Origin of the sequence: Pseudomonas monsensis (assembly GCF_014268495.2) — a bacterium.
GTDB lineage: Bacteria > Pseudomonadota > Gammaproteobacteria > Pseudomonadales > Pseudomonadaceae > Aquipseudomonas > Aquipseudomonas monsensis.
This window is the reverse complement of record NZ_CP077087.1, coordinates 4,688,629-4,705,694: the sequence shown is the minus strand read 5'-3', so window position 1 is coordinate 4,705,694 and position 17,066 is coordinate 4,688,629. Positions and strand designations below refer to the sequence as shown.

Annotated in this window: 15 protein-coding genes; 6 read left to right on the top strand and 9 right to left on the bottom strand. The window is 57.2% G+C overall.

Translation table 11 applies throughout. From position 1 onward, the window contains the following. Nucleotides 1–140 precede the first annotated feature (140 nt). From HV782_RS20680 to HV782_RS20655, 6 genes are all read right to left on the bottom strand, one after another. A complete protein-coding gene (locus tag HV782_RS20680) occupies nt 141–1,568 on the bottom strand; it encodes a hypothetical protein (RefSeq protein WP_186744855.1) in 1,428 nt (475 codons plus the stop codon). A gap of 107 nt (nt 1,569–1,675) precedes the next feature. Further along, nucleotides 1,676–3,874: a hypothetical protein gene (locus HV782_RS20675; protein WP_186744853.1), complete on the bottom strand. Its 2,199-nt coding sequence runs from the start codon at nt 3,872–3,874 to the stop codon at nt 1,676–1,678. 10 nt (nt 3,875–3,884) lie between these two features. Continuing rightward, nucleotides 3,885–4,295: a GtrA family protein gene (locus HV782_RS20670; protein WP_225931032.1), complete on the bottom strand. Its 411-nt coding sequence runs from the start codon at nt 4,293–4,295 to the stop codon at nt 3,885–3,887. Further along, the gene (locus tag HV782_RS28775) at nt 4,292–5,248 is read right to left on the bottom strand and encodes a WxcM-like domain-containing protein (protein ID WP_186744851.1); all 957 of its coding nucleotides are present in this window, start codon (nt 5,246–5,248) and stop codon (nt 4,292–4,294) included. Before HV782_RS28775 ends, HV782_RS20670 begins: the two co-directional genes overlap by 4 nt. Beyond that, nucleotides 5,241–6,185 carry a glycosyltransferase family 2 protein gene (locus tag HV782_RS20660; protein ID WP_123466607.1) on the bottom strand — a complete coding sequence of 315 codons (945 nt, stop codon included), beginning with the start codon at nt 6,183–6,185 and terminating at the stop codon, nt 5,241–5,243. The genes HV782_RS28775 and HV782_RS20660 overlap by 8 nt, the downstream gene beginning before the upstream one ends. Then, nucleotides 6,182–7,279: a DegT/DnrJ/EryC1/StrS family aminotransferase gene (locus tag HV782_RS20655; protein ID WP_123466605.1), complete on the bottom strand. Its 1,098-nt coding sequence runs from the start codon at nt 7,277–7,279 to the stop codon at nt 6,182–6,184. The genes HV782_RS20660 and HV782_RS20655 overlap by 4 nt, the downstream gene beginning before the upstream one ends. Before the next feature lie 385 nt (nt 7,280–7,664). On the opposite strand from HV782_RS20655, the gene HV782_RS20650 reads away from it, so the two are divergent. The 6 genes from HV782_RS20650 (at nt 7,665) to fabF (ending at nt 14,515) form a co-directional block, all read left to right on the top strand. Then, nucleotides 7,665–8,636, top strand: a complete 972-nt coding sequence (locus HV782_RS20650) for a UDP-glucose 4-epimerase family protein (protein WP_186744849.1) — start codon at nt 7,665–7,667, stop codon at nt 8,634–8,636. Next, nucleotides 8,633–9,649 carry an MraY family glycosyltransferase gene (locus tag HV782_RS20645; protein ID WP_186744847.1) on the top strand — a complete coding sequence of 339 codons (1,017 nt, stop codon included), beginning with the start codon at nt 8,633–8,635 and terminating at the stop codon, nt 9,647–9,649. The genes HV782_RS20650 and HV782_RS20645 overlap by 4 nt, the downstream gene beginning before the upstream one ends. A gap of 112 nt (nt 9,650–9,761) precedes the next feature. After that, entirely contained in the window at nt 9,762–11,756 is a 1,995-nt protein-coding gene (locus HV782_RS20640; protein WP_123467306.1) for a polysaccharide biosynthesis protein, read from the top strand. Between the two features lie 110 nt (nt 11,757–11,866). Then, a complete protein-coding gene (locus HV782_RS20635) occupies nt 11,867–12,202 on the top strand; it encodes a ComEA family DNA-binding protein (protein ID WP_123466599.1) in 336 nt (111 codons plus the stop codon). Nucleotides 12,203–12,414: 212 nt separating this feature from the next. Beyond that, entirely contained in the window at nt 12,415–13,218 is an 804-nt protein-coding gene (locus tag HV782_RS20630) for an SDR family NAD(P)-dependent oxidoreductase (RefSeq protein WP_186744844.1), read from the top strand. 22 nt (nt 13,219–13,240) lie between these two features. After that, complete coding sequence (gene fabF, locus HV782_RS20625; protein ID WP_186744842.1) at nt 13,241–14,515, top strand: beta-ketoacyl-ACP synthase II; 1,275 nt, start codon at nt 13,241–13,243, stop codon at nt 14,513–14,515. On the opposite strand, the gene HV782_RS20620 is transcribed toward fabF, so the two are convergent. The 3 genes from HV782_RS20620 to eat form a co-directional block, all read right to left on the bottom strand. Then, complete coding sequence (locus HV782_RS20620) at nt 14,512–15,069, bottom strand: TetR/AcrR family transcriptional regulator (protein ID WP_123466593.1); 558 nt, start codon at nt 15,067–15,069, stop codon at nt 14,512–14,514. The genes fabF and HV782_RS20620 overlap by 4 nt on opposite strands. Before the next feature lie 137 nt (nt 15,070–15,206). Then, nucleotides 15,207–15,374: a DUF2897 family protein gene (locus tag HV782_RS20615; RefSeq protein ID WP_064503201.1), complete on the bottom strand. Its 168-nt coding sequence runs from the start codon at nt 15,372–15,374 to the stop codon at nt 15,207–15,209. 158 nt (nt 15,375–15,532) lie between these two features. Beyond that, a complete protein-coding gene (eat, locus tag HV782_RS20610; RefSeq protein ID WP_186744840.1) occupies nt 15,533–16,897 on the bottom strand; it encodes an ethanolamine permease in 1,365 nt (454 codons plus the stop codon). Nucleotides 16,898–17,066: the final 169 nt, after the last annotated feature.

Genomic DNA, 17,066 nt, shown 5'->3' with positions numbered 1-17,066 from the left:
TTCCTTCAGCCGCTTGATACCTGTGTGTACTTGAACCTCACATCCGTGGGGTTTAAGAGTGCGCGTGAGGGGGGGAATTAGTTGTTATCAATGATGGCGGGAGGGGATGCAAGTCATCCTCTCCCGCCATCGTTGTGTCTTTAATTCAATTGAAAAGCCGGGCTGGAGATCGCGGCTTTAGCAATCATGAACGCTACAGGTACGGCGATTACGAACAGTATGCCGAGTGGAATCAGAACTTTCATGGGCGTCGCTTTTACACACTGCTTGGAGAGTCCAAAAGCGATCGCGCAGTAAGCCATTACATGCAACGGCAAGAAAAATCTGGTTTCAATGGCGCCCGGAAGAATGGCGAATACCGGAAGGACGATAAGCGCAAGCCAGCAAGTGCGAGTTGCCCAATGGCTGGAGTGTTGCTGTTTTCTGATAATTAGCAAAAACAGACAGATTAGGCCAAACAAGGCTGTCGCGATACTGGTTGCCGAGCGAGTATCGTTTTCCTTCGAACGGATCTTTGTGTAAGTGTCATAGTCACGCACGTCCAGTCCGTTTACAAAGTGTTTCGTGTATATCTTCAGGAAGGAAACAGGTTCGGAGAGCATTAACTTGAAATACCAGGGCAGCGTCGGAACGGTACCTTTGATTTTTAGTTCATCAGTCAGTCGAACGCCGATGGGATCGAAATAGAAAATGGGAAAGATCGCACCGGATTGAGTGTCGTATCCCGTTTCATAGCGCTGGATAGTAATGCCCCACTTCAACTGGCTGGCAAAGAGCGAAGCGTCGTTAACACTCGCAACAACGAGCGGGGTAGGAGAATCAAGGTGCTTTTGGTTTATCAGGCATTGAGGGATGGCGGTAATCGCTGCGCCTGCGACGAAGAACCCCACCATCAACAATTTCTGACGTAGCGACTGGCTTTTAAAGGCCAGCAGCGGAATGGCTGGAAGCAAGGCAATGAGGGTGAACAAATAGATCGTACGAGTATTGTATGCACCGTAGGCCAGTACACCGGCGAGGAAAATCAGGATGATCGCGATTACGGTGTTCTTTTGCTCGCTGGCTTTCAGAATCAGTGCCAGTGCACCGACAATCAAGCAAAAAGCGGGGAGATCGCTAAGTGTGTAAGCGATAAGAGGGGGGAAGAAAATCGCTACCAGCGCGGGCGCCACAAGGCGACGCATCAGTGTGATCCTGCCTCCCAGCACCTTGCTGAACACGTACGGTAGCGAGATGGTCAATGCAAATGAAAAGGCCGCAGCCTGTATCAGGTGGACTGCCAGATAACCTGTGCCGGGGTAAGCATCAAAGAATATTCTTGCGGGCGAAAGAAGGAGTGGATAGACGTACCCGCGCAATGATTTTGGAAACGAAAAGTCCCAGATTTTTGAACTTAAATCCCAATAATTGTAGGCGTCACCCAGAAAGGTTTGTGGGTTGATATACAGTTGTGCCAAAAACATTAGCAAAGTTGCCAGTATGAGTGCTGCCAGCTTTTCGCTTATCTTGATGGTGTATGTTCGTGACATTTGCGGTAGCGGATCTGTTTCAGCTTTCATTGCATCCATGTTTTTGCTCCGTATTCAGCGTCGAGTATGCAGGTGCGACGTGAAGGTGAAATCTGAAAGGCCCATACCTCTTCAGTCTATAAAGAAGAGGTATGGCGCGCTTGGAGTTATTCAGGAACTATCTTGACCCAATCCATCCGGGCGGAATATCCATAATAATCGGTGTTGGGTATGGTCTCGAACTCAAGAACATTACGTCCGGATTTTAGAAGGGCAGGGTTCACGGCTCCGCTAAACTTTCCGACTTCACTCCAGTCAACCGGAATCTCTGTGCCGTTGATGCGGAACTTCATGTTGCTTCGACTTGCTTCGTTAGGGAATGCATCGAAGAAGCCGCTGAGCGTATACCTTGCGTTTTTCGGTTCAAGATCGAAATACAGGGATGCTTTCGGAGCGTTCATCCATGCGGTAGAAATATGGTTGAACCGGCGAGGTTCCCAGTCCACGTCGCGCCACCCAGAGCCGGCTGTAGGAAGATCAAGGTTCCACCAGTTGCCGAAGCCCCAGAAGTATTCGTCGTTGGCCTGTTGGTCGCGAAATTTGAAGAAGTTAAACCATGGTTTGGTCTCGGTGATCCCGCGATACCTTAGGCTGGCGGGAGCGTTACCTGTTTCCAGTTCCTGCCGATAACTGTCGGGCAAATTGTTTGCTGCTTTCGGGTTTCTCTCTCCAATAGCAACGGTTACCACTTCCGATTTGGAAAGCTTCATGCTCGGAGTGGCGGGTGTCGGTTCCATTCCCGGGCCGCTGACCGGAGAAGGAAAGTTGAATGTCCAGTCATCCTTTCCTTCTTCGCAAGTTCCTTTGCGTTGCACAGAAGGGGTCGGTGCTTGCCATTCGTGGCTAGGCATGTAGCAAACCTGGATATTGTCGACGGGCTTGCCGTATATATAAGTGAGAACGTTTGCCAGGTCGGGGTTCAAAAACATCCAGACATGATTGAGCTGGTTGTTGTAATCGAGGATCAGCAGGGTTTTGTTGACTGCATTGCCATCAAAATTTTGCACGATGTCTCTGAGCGCAAGTTGTTGCTGTTTAGAGATCTCGATGTAATGGTGAAACTGAAACAACTGGAAGCCGAGGCCAATGAAAATGAGGGCTGCGAAGGATGTCGATGCCAGGGCTCTTGACGCCTTGCTAAGCACCCAGAGCAGCGATACCACCAACAGTGCGGCGCCAGGCTCGGCGAACAGGAATGTCCGTTGGCTGATCGCCATATGCGGAGGGGATAGCAAAAACGGAGCATAGCCAATGCAGATGAGTGCTAGGCCGATCAGACCGAGTCGAAAGATGACAGCAATGTCAGCGCTGCTTTCTTTCGATAAAGTGGATTGTTTCGATTTTTTTACGATGAAGTAAATCAGCGCCAACAGTACGGCCGTGGCGAGTGCCAGGTACCAATAGCTGTTGATCTCGATGCGAGTTATGCGCCATGCATCGATCCATCCGCCGAATATGCTGCGGAACAATCCAACTTTGAATAAGTTGGGGTAGTACGTCATCAACGTCGTAAGTGCGCTATTGCCAGCTAGCACGCTTTGATAGCTTTTGACCAATGGCGCGGTATGGATCACATAGGCGATATAGGCTAGCGCTCCGGATATCCAGATCAGGTAGTGAACGCAGTTATTTTTCAGGTGCGCAAATAACGGCTTCAAGCCTGTTTGAGTGAAGGCAACCAGAAATGGAACTGCAACCAGAAGCAAGGAGGCTTCATACATTGCGCTGGCGCAAGCCAAGAGAAAGCCTGCCGCGAGGCTAAGAAGATACGCGCGAACCCTTCTCGGTTGGTCGATGGCCGCAAGTAGCAATACGCTACCGAGTAATACCAGGCTGAGTGCCCAGTTGATATGTATCGCCCTGAACGAAAGCTGCATCGTGTCTGCAGGATAGATAATGATCAGGATGCTGGCGAACATTCCCCATTTGATGGAGCCTGTCACTCGTGTGGTTATGACGCTCAATGAGAAGCCTTTGATCGTCAAGGCAATCATCAGCAATATATGCCAGAAATTGAAGGTGTTCGGATCAAGAAAGTAAGCGACGGCGTGGGGAAATACAGTCAGTGGCCGCAAGGCGTGTGCGGGCAACGGGCTCGATATGTCCGTTACAAAAAACAGGCCCGCTCTGCTGAACAGGCCGATGACCCCCCATTCCTCGATAAGCCCGGTTAGCAGGAAGCCGAACGGTAGCCATATGAACATGACGGTGAACAGAGCTGGAGCCAGGTGGGCGAGCCAGTGCAATGATCGGCCATTGGAATGGGTTGGCATTGCAGGCAATGCCAATTTTGTAGTTGCTGTCATGGGGCGCCTGTTAATCCTTCGCGGGCTTTGTTTTGTGAGTTGCCTTAAGAACGATTTTGTTTAAAAGGTAACTTGAGGGTAGGAGCAGCAAGATGACGAGAATCGGGGCAATCGCCTTGTGCAGGTGCAAGTGCTCGACCAAAAGGTTAAGGAGCAGGGCGCCAAAAATGTATTGCACAAGATAAATGGTCGGATAAATGAGCATGCCAAGCAGCGAATGTTCGACCTTGAATACCACTTTCGAGTTGAAAAAGTAGGCGAAGACGATCCCGGCCACGTAAGCAATTGCATAAGCTATCTGATAGTCGATCAGATAGCTGAGCAATAAATAAAGGCAGTAAGTCAGTCCGGTATTAAGTCCGCCGCCGATCAGAAAGCTGATCCAGCGGCGAACTTGCGGATTGTTTTTCAGTGTATTCACAGTGCGGATTTTTTTGCGGTCAGCTTGGTGAACTCTGAATAGTCACGGATGTAGTCGTCCGCGTCGTAGTAGTCGGAGGTGAACACCAGCAAGACCGCGTCTTCAGAATATTTGTACTGAATGCCCCAGATCAGTGGTGGCAGGTAGATGCCTTTGTTCGGGGCGTCCAGCATGACTTCTGCACGGTTGGTGCCGTCATCCACGACTACGGCGCAACTGCCTTTCACGCAAATCAGAAACTGGTGGCATTTGTGGTGAGCGTGCTCGCCACGGGTTTTCTGGCTTGGTACGTTGAAGACCAGGAAGTAGCGCTTGGGCGTGAAGGGGATTTCCTTGTGGAACTCACCGACGGAGAGATCGCCACGCATGTCCGCAATGTATTTGAAGCGGTGAGTGGTGACATCGCCCACGCCGAGGCGGACAACTGCGTCTTCCTGCTCTTGCGGCTTTTGTGTCGGGGTTTTGCTGGCATCGCTGGAGGCGGAATTTTCCACGTAGCCGGTGATGCGCGCCGGAGAGCCGGTAACGATGGCGTACGGTGGCACGGATTTGGTCACGACCGCACCTGCGCCAACCATGGCGCCGGTACCGATGGTGATGCCAGGCAGAATCACTGCGCCGCCGCCAATCGAGGCGCCGTCCTGGATGACTGTCTGCGAGAACGACTCGGGGTAGACCTTGGAGCGCGGAAACTTGTCGTTGGTGAACGTGGCGTTCGGACCGATGAACACGTCGGAGCCGATGCGCAGGCCGTCCCACACGTACACACCGGATTTGATGGTAGTACGATCGCCGATGACCACATCGTTTTCGATCAAGGAGTGCGAACAAACGTTCACGTCGTCGCCGATCACTGCGTCCGGGAACACCACCACGTACTGCCAGATGCGCGTGTTTTTACCGATGTTCTTGCTTTTTACGTCAGCGCTGGCATGGATGAAAGGCTCAGACACTTGGGTTCTCCTTGTTATCGAGTTTCATGCAAACGATCGCCAGAGGCCGTTGTTTGCTGTTTTCGTAGGCGCGCCAGGCATACGTGCCCACCAGGCCTATCCCGAGCAGATTCAGCGTGCCGAGCAGCAGCACCACCGACATGGTCGCGGCATAACCCGGCACTTCAATGGCACCTGACAGTTTTGCAACGATCACCATCAAGCCGATAAACAGCGAAATCAGCGAGCCCATCGCGCCCATGCGCGTCAGCAGCCGGATCGGGTAGTCGGTGAACGCGAACACGCTGTCCATCATGTATTCGAGTTTTTTCTTGAAGGTCCAGGCCGACTTGCCTTCGAGTCGGGTCTGGCGCTCGTACTCGATAAACTTGCGGCGAAAGCCCAGCCAGAAAATCAGGGCGATCAGCGACGAGCGCGATTCGTTCAGTTGCAGCAGTTGTTCGCGGAAGGCCTTGTTGCAGCCGAAGATGTCGACGCCGCCCTTGGGCATGTCATGGACCACCAGACGGCGGTACAGGCCCCAGAAAATCGACGAGGCCATGCGGCTCGAGAGCGGATCCTGGCGGGCATTGCGGGTGCCGATGGCGACGTCGCACTCATCGTTGGACAGCGATCTGAAAAAGCTGATCAACAGCTCGGGCGGCTCTTGCAGGTCGGCCGCCATCACTCCGAAATAATCGCCTTTGGCGGCCATCAGACCGGTACGAATAGCGGGGAACGAACCGAAGTTTCGCGAATGGGCCAGCAGTTGGGCCGAGAAACGCATGCTGCCCAATGCCTGTTTGAGCAGCAGGAACGAGTCGTCAGGGCTGCCATCCACCACAAACACCACCTCGAGCTGGTTCTCGAGCGCGGTGTTCATGTCCGTCAGGGCCTGGATCAATCGGGGAATCGAATCAGCGTTTTTATAGACGGGAACGATGACGGAATATCTCATGCAGTCCATCCGTTGACTGCGGTGATCACGTTGCTGACTTCCTCGTCGGTCATTTCCGGGTAGCAAGGCAGGGTCAGGATCAGCGAAGCCAGTTGCTCGGTATTGGCCAGGCTGAGTCCGGCGAACTGCTGGCCGAATACCGGTTGCTTGTAGTCCGGGATCGGGTAGTGGACGTCGGAGGCGATCTGCGCCTCGCGCAGGTGCAATTGCAGAGCGTCGCGCTTCGGCGACTTGATCACATACAGGTGGGCAACCGACGCCAGGCCCGCGTCCTGCGCATGACTGATGTCGCTGTGGCGGATTTCGTTGCGATAGCGCGCTGCAATCTCGCGACGGCGGGCATTGCCTGCATCAAGGTGCGGCAGGAATTCGGACAAAATTGCTGCCTGCATTTCATCGAGGCGGCTGTTACGGGCGCCGTCCAGTTCAACGCAATACTTGGAAGACCAGCCGTACTGGCGCAATTGGGCCACGCGCTGAGCGATGGCCGCAGAGTTGGTCACAACGGCACCGCCATCGCCGAGTGCACCAAGGTTTTTGGTCGGGTAGAAGCTGAAGCTGGACGCATCGCCGAACGTGCCGACGCGCTGACCATCGCGTTCGGCGCCATGCGCCTGGGCGCAGTCTTCCAGCAGCGGAATGCTGTGCGTGGCGCAGTAGTCGGCGATCGCTTTGATTTCCGGTACTGCCAGGCCATACAGGTGGGTCACGACCACGGCTTTGGCGCCGGCCTCGATAGCCTGTTTGACGCCGTCCAGGGTGACGACGTGGGTGTGCAGGTCGACATCCATGAACACAGGCGTGGCGCCGATGGCCAGCACCGAGGTGGTGGTGTACATGCCGGCGTTGGCAACAGTGGCCACGGAGTCGCCTTTCTCGATGCCGAGCGCCTTGAGCGCCAGTTCGATGGCGTCGGTGCCGTTGGCGACGCTGACGCAATGACCGGCGTTCAGGTATTGCGCAAAGGCTGCTTCAAAGCGTTTGACTTCCGGCCCCAAAATCACCCAGCCGCTGGCGACCACCCGTTGCACCGAAGAGTTAATTTGCGACTGAAACTTGTCTATCTTCGCTGCAAGGTTGTTGATTTGCTGCATGGGTGCTCTCCATTTCGAAGCAAAAAGCGTCTGATATCTGATTTTTTGGCGGTGTTAGCCGAAATTCTGCATGAAGGGAAACTGAAATCCTAAATCAGGAAAGCGCTCTGATCCCTTTTCCGCACGGATTCTATCTGTACCCTGAGCCCGCTCCAACCAGCAAAGTGCATTTAGAGGAAGTTGGCTGTTTTAGCGATGATGTTGCCGCGCATTTGCAGGCGGTGTGCGAGAAGTGGCTAACCCGGCGTCGATTCAATAAACTGCCTCCCTCAAGCCGTTCTCCCTTTCAATCTTCTGACCTGCGCGGCAGAAACGGGTGATCGCCACTTTACGAAAGGACTGGCTGCAGTCTCTTTGCAGCATTCATTTTTCCCAAGGGACGCCCGTGAGCACCAAGACATTTCTGGTAACTGGTGGCAGTGGTTTTGTGGGGCGGGCACTGATCAAGCAACTGGCGGCGTCAGCGCAGCGATGCGTGGTTGCCCCGGTGCGACATAGGGAGGCATCCCTTGCGCCGGACGTGCGTCAGGTTCCGTGGGCCGGTCTGGGGAGCGGGGAGGACCTGACTGAAGCCTTGCAGGGCGTCGATTGCGTCATTCATGCCGCGGCACGGGTCCACGTCATGAACGAGGCGGTCGCCGATCCGCTGGCAGCGTTTCGTCAGGTCAATGTCGAAGGCACTCTGGAACTGGCGCGTCAGGCCGCAGCGGCGCAGGTCAGGCGTTTCATTTTCATCAGTTCGATCAAGGTCAACGGTGAAGGCACGCCACCCGGCCGTGCGTATACGGCCGACGACGTGCCGGCGCCAGTCGATCCCTACGGGATTTCCAAGTACGAGGCTGAGCAGGCTTTGCTGGCGCTGGCCGGGGCGACCGGGATGGAGGTCGTCATCATCCGTCCGGTGCTGGTCTACGGACCCGGCGTCAAGGCCAACTTTCTCAGCATGATGCGCTGGCTGGAACGCGGGGTGCCGCTGCCATTCGGCGCTGTCGACAACCGGCGCAGCCTGGTGGCCCTCGATAACCTGGTCGACCTGGTGTTGACTTGCACTGAGCATCCGGCTGCGGCAAATCAGGTTTTCCTCGCCAGTGACGGCGAAGACGTGTCAACCACGCGCTTGTTGCGCTCGCTGGGTGTGGCGCTGGGCCGGCACGCCCGCCTGCTGCCGGTGCCGGTCTGGCTGATGCGTGGCGTTGCCCGTTGGCTGGGGCGTGAGGCACTGTCGCAAAGGCTCTTCGGTTCGCTGAAGGTCGATATCAGCAAAAACCGCCAACTATTGAACTGGGTGCCTCCGGTCACCTTCGATCGCGCCTTGAGTCTGACGGCGCAGCATTTTCTGGATAATCGCCAAACATGAAGTACGGATGGTTCATCGCGTTCATCGCGCTTCTCTCCCTGGCGCTGACCTGGGCTCTGCGTCATTACGCACTGTCGCGCAGCCTGATGGATATTCCCAACGCTCGCAGTTCGCACTCAGTGCCAACCCCGCGTGGCGGTGGGGTGGCAATCGTCCTGACGTTCACTCTGGCGCTGGTGTTCCTGTGGTGGCGGGATCTGATCGCGGTCTCGCAATTCTGCGCGATTGCCGGGGCCGGGGCGCTGGTCGCCGTGATCGGTTTCATGGATGACCACGGCCACATCGCCGCGCGCTGGCGGCTGTTGGGCCATTTTGTTGCGGCTGGCTGGTTGCTCGTATGGCTGGGAGGCTTGCCTGCCCTGCGGTTCGCAGGCGTGGTGGTTGATCTGGGCGTGGTCGGCCATGTGCTGGCGGCGTTTTACCTGGTCTGGCTGCTCAACCTTTATAACTTCATGGATGGCATCGACGGCATCGCCAGTGTCGAAGCCATTTGCGTGTGTCTCGGTGCCTGCCTGCTTGGCTGGCTCGGCGGCTGGCCGCAAATGGTCTGGGCACCGCTGTTGCTGGCGGTTTGCGTCGGTGGCTTCCTGTTCTGGAACTTCCCGCCCGCGAGGATTTTCATGGGCGACGCCGGCAGCGGCTTCCTCGGCATCGTGCTGGGAGGTCTGTCGTTACAGGCAGCCACCCAGAGTGCCGAGTTGCTGTGGGGTTGGCTGATTCTGCTGGGCGTCTTCATTGTCGATGCAACATTTACCCTGTTTCGGCGTCTGTTGCGGGGCGACAAGGTGTATGAAGCGCACCGCAGCCATGCCTATCAGTATGCCTCTCGTCGGTTCGGCAGTCATCTGCCCGTCACTATGGCCGTTGGCGTGATCAATATGTTCTGGCTGCTGCCTATTGCTGTCGCGGTCACCCGTTTCGGGCTGGACGGCAGCCTGGGCGTCATTGTCGCCTATGCTCCATTGCTGGGCCTTGCAATCAGGTATCGCGCAGGTGAGCTCGAAAAAAGCTGAACAACAACCCGGTAACAGATTTGTCATTTGGGTTTAAAGTGCATGGCATTCAAGCGGATCGACCACGGGAATACGGCAGTTGAAGGGAGGAGACTGAGTGTTTGAAGAACTGATGGACAAGGTCCGGGAGCGGCTTGTCGCGCTGCCGAGACGACGCAAGCGTCTGATACAGGTGGCGACGGACATTGTTCTGGTCTGGGCCGCCCTCTGGCTGGCGTTCATCGTCCGTCTGGGCATTGATGACATGTATAACCCCTTCAGAGTGCACTTCTGGCTGTTTGTCTGCGCGCCGGTCGTGGCCATTCCCCTGTTTATCCGTTTCGGCATGTATCGGGCGGTGATGCGGTATTTCGGTAACGATGCCCTGATCGCCATTATCAAGGCTGTCAGTCTGTCTTCGCTGATTCTGGCGGTCGTCGTGTACTGGTACAGCAACCACGAAGCCGTGGTTCCTCGCTCGATCATCTTCAATTACTGGTGGCTGAGTATGGTCATCATTGGCGGCCTGCGCCTGTGCATGCGCCAGTATTTCATGGGCGACTGGTTTACGGCGGCTCAGCATGTGCCATTCACCAGTCGCGAAAACGGTTTGACCAAAGTGGCCATTTACGGTGCCGGCGTCGCTGGCAACCAGTTGGTGGCGGCGCTGCGCATGGGCAAGGTCATGCGGCCGGTGGCGTTCATCGACGACGACGCCAGCATTGCCGACCGATCAATCTCGGGGTTGCATGTCTACAAGCCCAAGCACATTCAGGAAATGATCGACGTCACCGGCGCTCAGGAGATCCTGCTGGCCCTGCCTTCCTCCACGCGGGCCCGGCGCCGGGAGATCCTTCATCTGCTCGAAGGCTTTCCGCTACACATCCGCAGCGTGCCGAATTTCACTGACCTGGCCAGTGGCAGGGTCAAGGTCGAGGATATCCAGGAAGTGGATATCGCCGACTTGCTGGGGCGTGACGCGGTGCCCGCACAACCGGACCTGCTGCAACGTTGCATCAAGGGCAAGACGGTCATGGTCACCGGTGCCGGTGGTTCGATCGGTTCGGAGCTTTGCCGACAGATTTTTGCCTTGGGGCCGACCACGCTGCTGCTGTTTGACCACAGTGAATTCAATCTCTACAGCATTTTGTCCGAGCTGGAGCAGCGTGGATGCCGGGAGTCGGTAGCTGTGCATCTGCTGCCGATCCTGGGATCCATCCGTCACCCGCACAAATTGCTCGACGTGATGAAAACCTGGCGTGTCGACACCGTCTATCACGCTGCCGCGTACAAGCATGTGCCAATGGTCGAGCACAACATTGCCGAAGGCGTGCTGAACAATGTGATGGGCACGCTGAATACGGCGCAAGCGGCGCTGCAATCGGGCGTCGCCAATTTTGTGCTGATTTCCACCGACAAGGCTGTCCGCCCGACTAACGTGATGGGCAGTACCAAACGTCTGGCCGAACTGGTCCTGCAGGCATTGAGCCGCGAGATCGCCCCGGTATTGTTCGGTGACAAGGGTAACGTGTCGAGGGTCAATAAAACCCGTTTCACCATGGTGCGCTTTGGCAATGTGCTGGGCTCCTCCGGCTCGGTGATCCCGCTGTTTCACCGGCAGATCAAATCCGGCGGCCCGTTGACCGTCACCCACCCGAAAATCACCCGCTATTTCATGACCATCCCCGAAGCGGCGCAACTGGTCATCCAGGCCGGGTCGATGGGGCAGGGGGGGGATGTGTTCGTACTGGATATGGGTGAGCCGGTGAAGATTGTCGAACTGGCGGAAAAGATGATCCACCTGTCCGGTTTGAGCATCCGCTCCGAGCGTAATCCCCAGGGCGATATCTCTATCGAGTTCACTGGACTGCGCCCAGGCGAGAAACTGTATGAGGAATTGCTGATCGGTGACAACGTGGCGGCGACCCCGCATCCGATGATCATGACCGCCAATGAAGATCACTTGCCCTGGGAAGTCCTGAAGGCGCGGCTGGGTGATTTGCTCGCGGCGGTCGAACTCGATGATTATGCTCGTGTCAGGCAGCTACTGCGCGAAACGGTCAGCGGCTACACCCCCGACGGTGAAATCGTTGACTGGATCTACCAGCAACGTCGTCTCGAACCCTGATTGTTTCACATCCTGTAACCCACGCATTTTTGACATGGGCGCACCATGACCTAAGTTTGGAGAGCAGCTTCGGAAAAGCTGCTTTCTCAAACGATGATGGAGCGTCACAAATGCGTACCGGTTACTTCTACTCTCTGATTTTCGCTTTCCTCACCAGCGCCTCGATTGCCGCAATCGCCGCACCTGTCGCGCCTTCCGATTCACCCAAGGCGCCTCTGGTGATGGAAGTGCCAGCGGCCGCCCAGAGTGCCAGGATTGATCTCAACGACGCCGATGCGGTAACGCTGCAGAAAGAGCTCTCAGGCGTGGGTGAAGCCAAGGCGAAGGCGATTGTTGCATATCGCGAAACAAACGGGCCCTTTGCCTCGGTGGATGAGCTGCTGGAAGTGAAGGGAATCGGCAAGGCAATCCTGGATCGCAATCGCGAGAAGCTGGAAGTCAACTAAGCTGAAGGTTCAACGCCAAGGGGCCGGTCATTGACCGGCCTTTTTCGTTTTGCAGTGCGAACACCTGCGGCAGGCAGGCGAGGTGCTCTCCGGAAAGGTAAAAATTACGACTATCATATTGGCTTGATATTATGCCTATAATAATTCGCCGCCCCTGAGCTGCCCGGCTCGGGGGTTATTTGCCCACTCACAAGTGTTTCAGGAGCAAAGTCATGAATTCTGTGCAGTCTCAAGGTACGGCTCTGATCACTGGCGCCTCGTCCGGTATCGGTGCGATTTACGCCGAGCGTCTGGCGGCGCGTGGTTTTGATCTGTTGCTGGTGGCCCGTGACAAGGCCCGTCTGGACAGCGCCGCCAGCCAATTGCGCGACGCTCACGGTGTGCACGTCGAGGTGTGGAAAGCGGATCTGACCCAAAAGGACGATGTGATCCAACTCGAACAGCGCTTGCGCAGCGATTCGAGCATCAGCCTGCTGGTTAACAATGCCGGCGTGGCCGCCGACGGCCCGCTGGCCAATGCCGACATGGATCAACTGGAACGCCTGATCCAGTTGAACATCACCGCCGTCACGCGTCTGGCGTCGGCCGCCGCTGCCAGTTTCGCCAAGGCAGGTCGCGGCACGATCATCAACATCGCCTCGGTCGTGGCGTTGTTCCCCGAGCGCTTCAATGCGACCTACACCGCCAGCAAGGCCTATGTGTTGAGTCTGACCCAATCGTTGAACGCGGAGCTCGAAGGCTCGGGCGTGCAGATCCAGGCCGTGCTGCCGGGCGTGACCCGCACTGAGATCTGGGAGCGCTCGGGGATCGACGCCAGTGGCATTCCGGCGGAAATGGTCATGGACGCCGGGGAGATGGTGGATGCCGCCCTGGCCGGTCTGGATCAGGGCGAACTGGTCACCATTCCATCGCTGCCCGATGCCGGCGAATGGCAGTCGTTTGTGGCGGCGCGCCATGTCATGGCGCCGAACCTTTCGCGCAGCGCTGCAGCCCAGCGCTACAAATCAGGTCATTGAATCGAACAGGGGTAATTACGGTATGAGTCAGCGTCGAGTAGTCGTCACCGGCATGGGCCTGGTGTCTCCGTTGGGCAGTGGTGTCGAAGCGGTCTGGCAACGTTTGTTGGCGGGACGTTCGGGTTTGCGTGCGCTGCCTGACGCGGTGGTCGCCGATTTGCCGGCACGGGTCGGTGGCAGCGTGCCGACACCGGAAGAAGACGCCGAGGCCGGATTCGATCCGGATCGTGCCACACCGCCCAAAGAACAGAAGAAAATGGATCGCTTCATTCTGTTTGCCATGGAGGCAGCACGCCAGGCGCTGGAGCAGGCCGGATGGCACCCTGCCGAAGCCGCCGAGCAGGAGCGTACGGCGACCATCATTGGCTCCGGTGTCGGTGGCTTTGGTGCCATCGCCGACGCGGTGCGCACCACAGACAGTCGAGGGCCTCGGCGTCTGTCCCCATTCACCATTCCATCTTTCCTGGTCAATCTCGCCGCCGGTCATGTGTCGATCCAGCATGGCCTCAAAGGACCATTGGGGGCGCCGGTGACGGCGTGCGCCGCCGGGGTCCAGGCGATTGGGGATGCTGCGCGGCTGATACGTGCCGGTGAAGCGGATATCGCCGTGTGCGGCGGTGCCGAAGCGGCAATCGACCGAGTCAGCCTCGCCGGTTTTGCTGCTGCCCGGGCGCTTTCCAGTGCTTTCAACGATACTCCCGAGCGCGCTTCACGACCGTTCGATCGCGACCGGGACGGTTTCGTCATGGGCGAGGGCGCCGGTCTGCTGGTGATCGAATCACTGGAGCATGCTTTGGCCCGTGGCGCGCAGCCACTGGCCGAGCTGGTCGGTTATGGCACCACTGCCGATGCCTATCACCTGACTGCCGGGCCGGAAGACGGCAGCGGTGCGCGGCGGGCGATGGCACTGGCGCTGGCGCAGGGTGGAATCACGCCGGCTCAGGTGCAGCATCTCAATGCGCATGCGACTTCGACCCCGGTGGGCGACCTGGGTGAACTGGCAGCGATCAAGGCGCTGTTCGGCACGCAGAATAAAATTGCCGTGACCTCAACCAAATCCGCCACCGGCCACTTGCTCGGTGCTGCCGGGGGGCTTGAAGCGATCTTCACGTTGTTGGCGATTCGCGATCAGGTGGTGCCGCCGACCCTCAACTTCGATAACCCCGACCCTGCCAGCGAAGGGGTGGACATTGTCCATGGCCAGGCGCGGTCGATGCCGATCGAATACGCATTGTCCAACGGCTTCGGTTTTGGCGGAGTCAATGCCAGCGTGCTGTTCAAGCGCTGGCAGGCTTAATCTTCGGTGTGCTTGAGGTGTTCGCGGGTAACGTCGAGGATGCGTTGCGCAAACCCGGCATCCGCGACACTGCGCGACAGCAGCAACGCGCCGACGAGCGTCGACATGATCACAATGGCGCGGTCGGCGCAGTTGTCTCCCTCAAGGTTGTCCTCGATTTGTTCCAGTCGGGCATTGAGGACCTGATCGCTGGTAGGGCTCGGTTGTCCGCGCAGGCCCAGTTCCGAAGAAATGGTCAGCAGCGGGCAACCTTCATCGGGCGATGTCCTGTGCCATTCCGACAAATAGGTATCTATGAACGCCTCGAGCGGGTTGTCTGCGGCAAAGATTTGCGCACAGACCCCGGCGACTTGTTCACCCGCCTCCTGCAAGGCTTTCTCGACCAGTTCGTCCTTGGACTTGAAGTGCGAATAGAAACCGCCGTGGGTCAGCCCCAAGGCTTTCATTAACGGTTGCAGGCCGGTCGCGCCTATGCCGTCCTTGCGAAATCGTGCCGAGGCCTCCTTGATAATGCGCTGATGGGTCTGGGCTTTATGGTCTTGCGAGTAACGCATGTGTAGCTCTCCGCAACAATGCCCCATCTTAACCAAGGAAAATTACATGGTGACTGTACTTCAACTTCTAAAAACAGCGCGGATAAGTCCAACAGGTTACTGAAATGAAAACCCCGCCAGTCAGGCGGGGTTCGGGTTCAGCGGTCTTGGGCTTCTTTGGCGTCCGCTTCGGCGTTGCGCTCGGCCACGCGTTTGCGTTCTTCATCGGTCAGTTCGACTTTGTTGGCGGTGTCGCGCAGCATCATCAATCCACCCACGATCGAGCCGATTGCAACGACCAGAATCAACCAGGCATACCAGGGCATAACGGCTCTCCTTAATGGCAGATCGACGGACGAGAATTTCGCCGTACGAAGCTGCATACCACTTTTGAGCGAAGTGACGTCGCAGTGGTTCCATTCTAGGCCGGTTATGCCGGATGCACCTTAGTTCCTTGCAGGTGCAGCCCGCGCCTGCTTGAGCTTTACAAACCGGTGAGCATTGCGTCGGCCGGTGCGTTGGCGCGCAACTGGCCGGTGAGCAGGAAGTAAGCGAAACCAACGGCCATGAAGCCGAGGAAAATCAGCCCGATCAGCGCGTTGAACCAGGCCATTGCCACCAGGCATACCACCGCCAGTACCAATGCAATCATCGGCACCAGCGGATAGCACGGCGCGCGGAAAGTGCGCTCCAGATTCGGCTCTGATCGACGCAGTTTGAACAGACTGAGCATGCTCATGATGTACATCACGATTGCCCCGAACACCGCCATGGTGATCATCGCGGCAGTGAGCGTCATACCGCCAAGGTTGATCAAGCCGTCGCTATAGATGGCAGCGATGCCAATGATGCCGCCCACGATAATCGCGCGGTGTGGCGTCTGGAAACGCGAGAGTTTTGCCAGCGAGGCCGGCAGGTAACCGGCGCGGGCGAGGGCGAAGAATTGTCGCGAGTAACCGAGGATGATTCCGTGGAAGCTCGCCACCAGGCCGAACAGGCCGATCCACACCAGCATGTGTAACCAGCCGGAGTTGTCGCCGACCACGGTTTTCATCGCCTGCGGCAACGGGTCGTTGATGTTGGCCAGCGTGCGCCAGTCACCGACGCCGCCGGCGAAGAACATCACGCCCATGGCCAGCAGCACCAGGGTCAGAATGCCACTGATATAAGCCTTGGGAATCGTGCGTTTCGGATCCTTGGCCTCTTCGGCGGCCATCGCCGCACCCTCGATGGCCAGGAAAAACCAGATCGCGAATGGAATCGCCGCGAACATTCCGGCAATCGCCGGTGCGCCGAACACGTCCGAACCGGCCCAGCCATTGAGGGCGAAATGGCTGAAGCTGAACGCCGGCGCGACCACCCCCATGAACACCAGCAGTTCGGCGACGGCCAATACGCAGACGATCAGCTCGAAGGTCGCGGCCAGTTTCACGCCGAGAATGTTCAACCCCATAAAGACGATATACGCGCCAACCGCCGCGTGTTTCGGATCCAGCGCGGGGAACTGCACATTCAGATAAGCGCCAATCGCCAGCGCAATCGCCGGTGGCGCGAACACGAATTCGATCAGCGTCGCCAGCCCGGCAACCAATCCGCCTTTTTCACCGAAGGCGCGGCGGCTGTAGGCGAACGGCCCGCCGGCGTGGGGAATGGCGGTGGTCAGTTCGGTGAAGCTGAAGATGAAGCAGGTGTACATGGTCGCGACCATGAATGAGGTCACCAGAAACCCCAGCGTTCCGGCCACGCCCCAGCCGTAACTCCAGCCGAAGTATTCCCCGGAAATCACCAGCCCGACGGCGATGCCCCACAGGTGCAACGTGCCCAGTGTGGGTTTGAGTTGTGTGTTCATGCGCTTGCTCCCTGAACGGTTTGGACAGCTTCGGAGGAGGGCGTGTGCAGTGGGCGTGCCATTGCCGTGAAACAAGTCGTAATGAGTTGAAAGCTGTCGTATCGGGGATGTTCGCGGTGGGATAGCTGCTTTTTGTGCGCCAGTTGAGTGCGATGTTGCTCGTTATGCC

Excerpts from the sequence above, each read along its gene's own strand:
- HV782_RS20680 (WP_186744855.1), bottom strand. The coding sequence starts at position 1,568 with ATGGATGCAATGAAAGCTGAAACAGATCCGCTACCGCAAATGTCACGA.
- HV782_RS20675 (WP_186744853.1), bottom strand. The coding sequence starts at position 3,874 with ATGACAGCAACTACAAAATTGGCATTGCCTGCAATGCCAACCCATTCC.
- HV782_RS20660 (WP_123466607.1), bottom strand. The coding sequence starts at position 6,185 with ATGAGATATTCCGTCATCGTTCCCGTCTATAAAAACGCTGATTCGATT.
- HV782_RS20655 (WP_123466605.1), bottom strand. The coding sequence starts at position 7,279 with ATGCAGCAAATCAACAACCTTGCAGCGAAGATAGACAAGTTTCAGTCG.
- HV782_RS20645 (WP_186744847.1), top strand. The coding sequence starts at position 8,633 with ATGAAGTACGGATGGTTCATCGCGTTCATCGCGCTTCTCTCCCTGGCG.
- HV782_RS20640 (WP_123467306.1), top strand. The coding sequence starts at position 9,762 with ATGGACAAGGTCCGGGAGCGGCTTGTCGCGCTGCCGAGACGACGCAAG.
- HV782_RS20635 (WP_123466599.1), top strand. The coding sequence starts at position 11,867 with ATGCGTACCGGTTACTTCTACTCTCTGATTTTCGCTTTCCTCACCAGC.
- HV782_RS20630 (WP_186744844.1), top strand. The coding sequence starts at position 12,415 with ATGAATTCTGTGCAGTCTCAAGGTACGGCTCTGATCACTGGCGCCTCG.
- fabF (WP_186744842.1), top strand. The coding sequence starts at position 13,241 with ATGAGTCAGCGTCGAGTAGTCGTCACCGGCATGGGCCTGGTGTCTCCG.
- HV782_RS20620 (WP_123466593.1), bottom strand. The coding sequence starts at position 15,069 with ATGCGTTACTCGCAAGACCATAAAGCCCAGACCCATCAGCGCATTATC.
- HV782_RS20615 (WP_064503201.1), bottom strand. The coding sequence starts at position 15,374 with ATGCCCTGGTATGCCTGGTTGATTCTGGTCGTTGCAATCGGCTCGATC.
- eat (WP_186744840.1), bottom strand. The coding sequence starts at position 16,897 with ATGAACACACAACTCAAACCCACACTGGGCACGTTGCACCTGTGGGGC.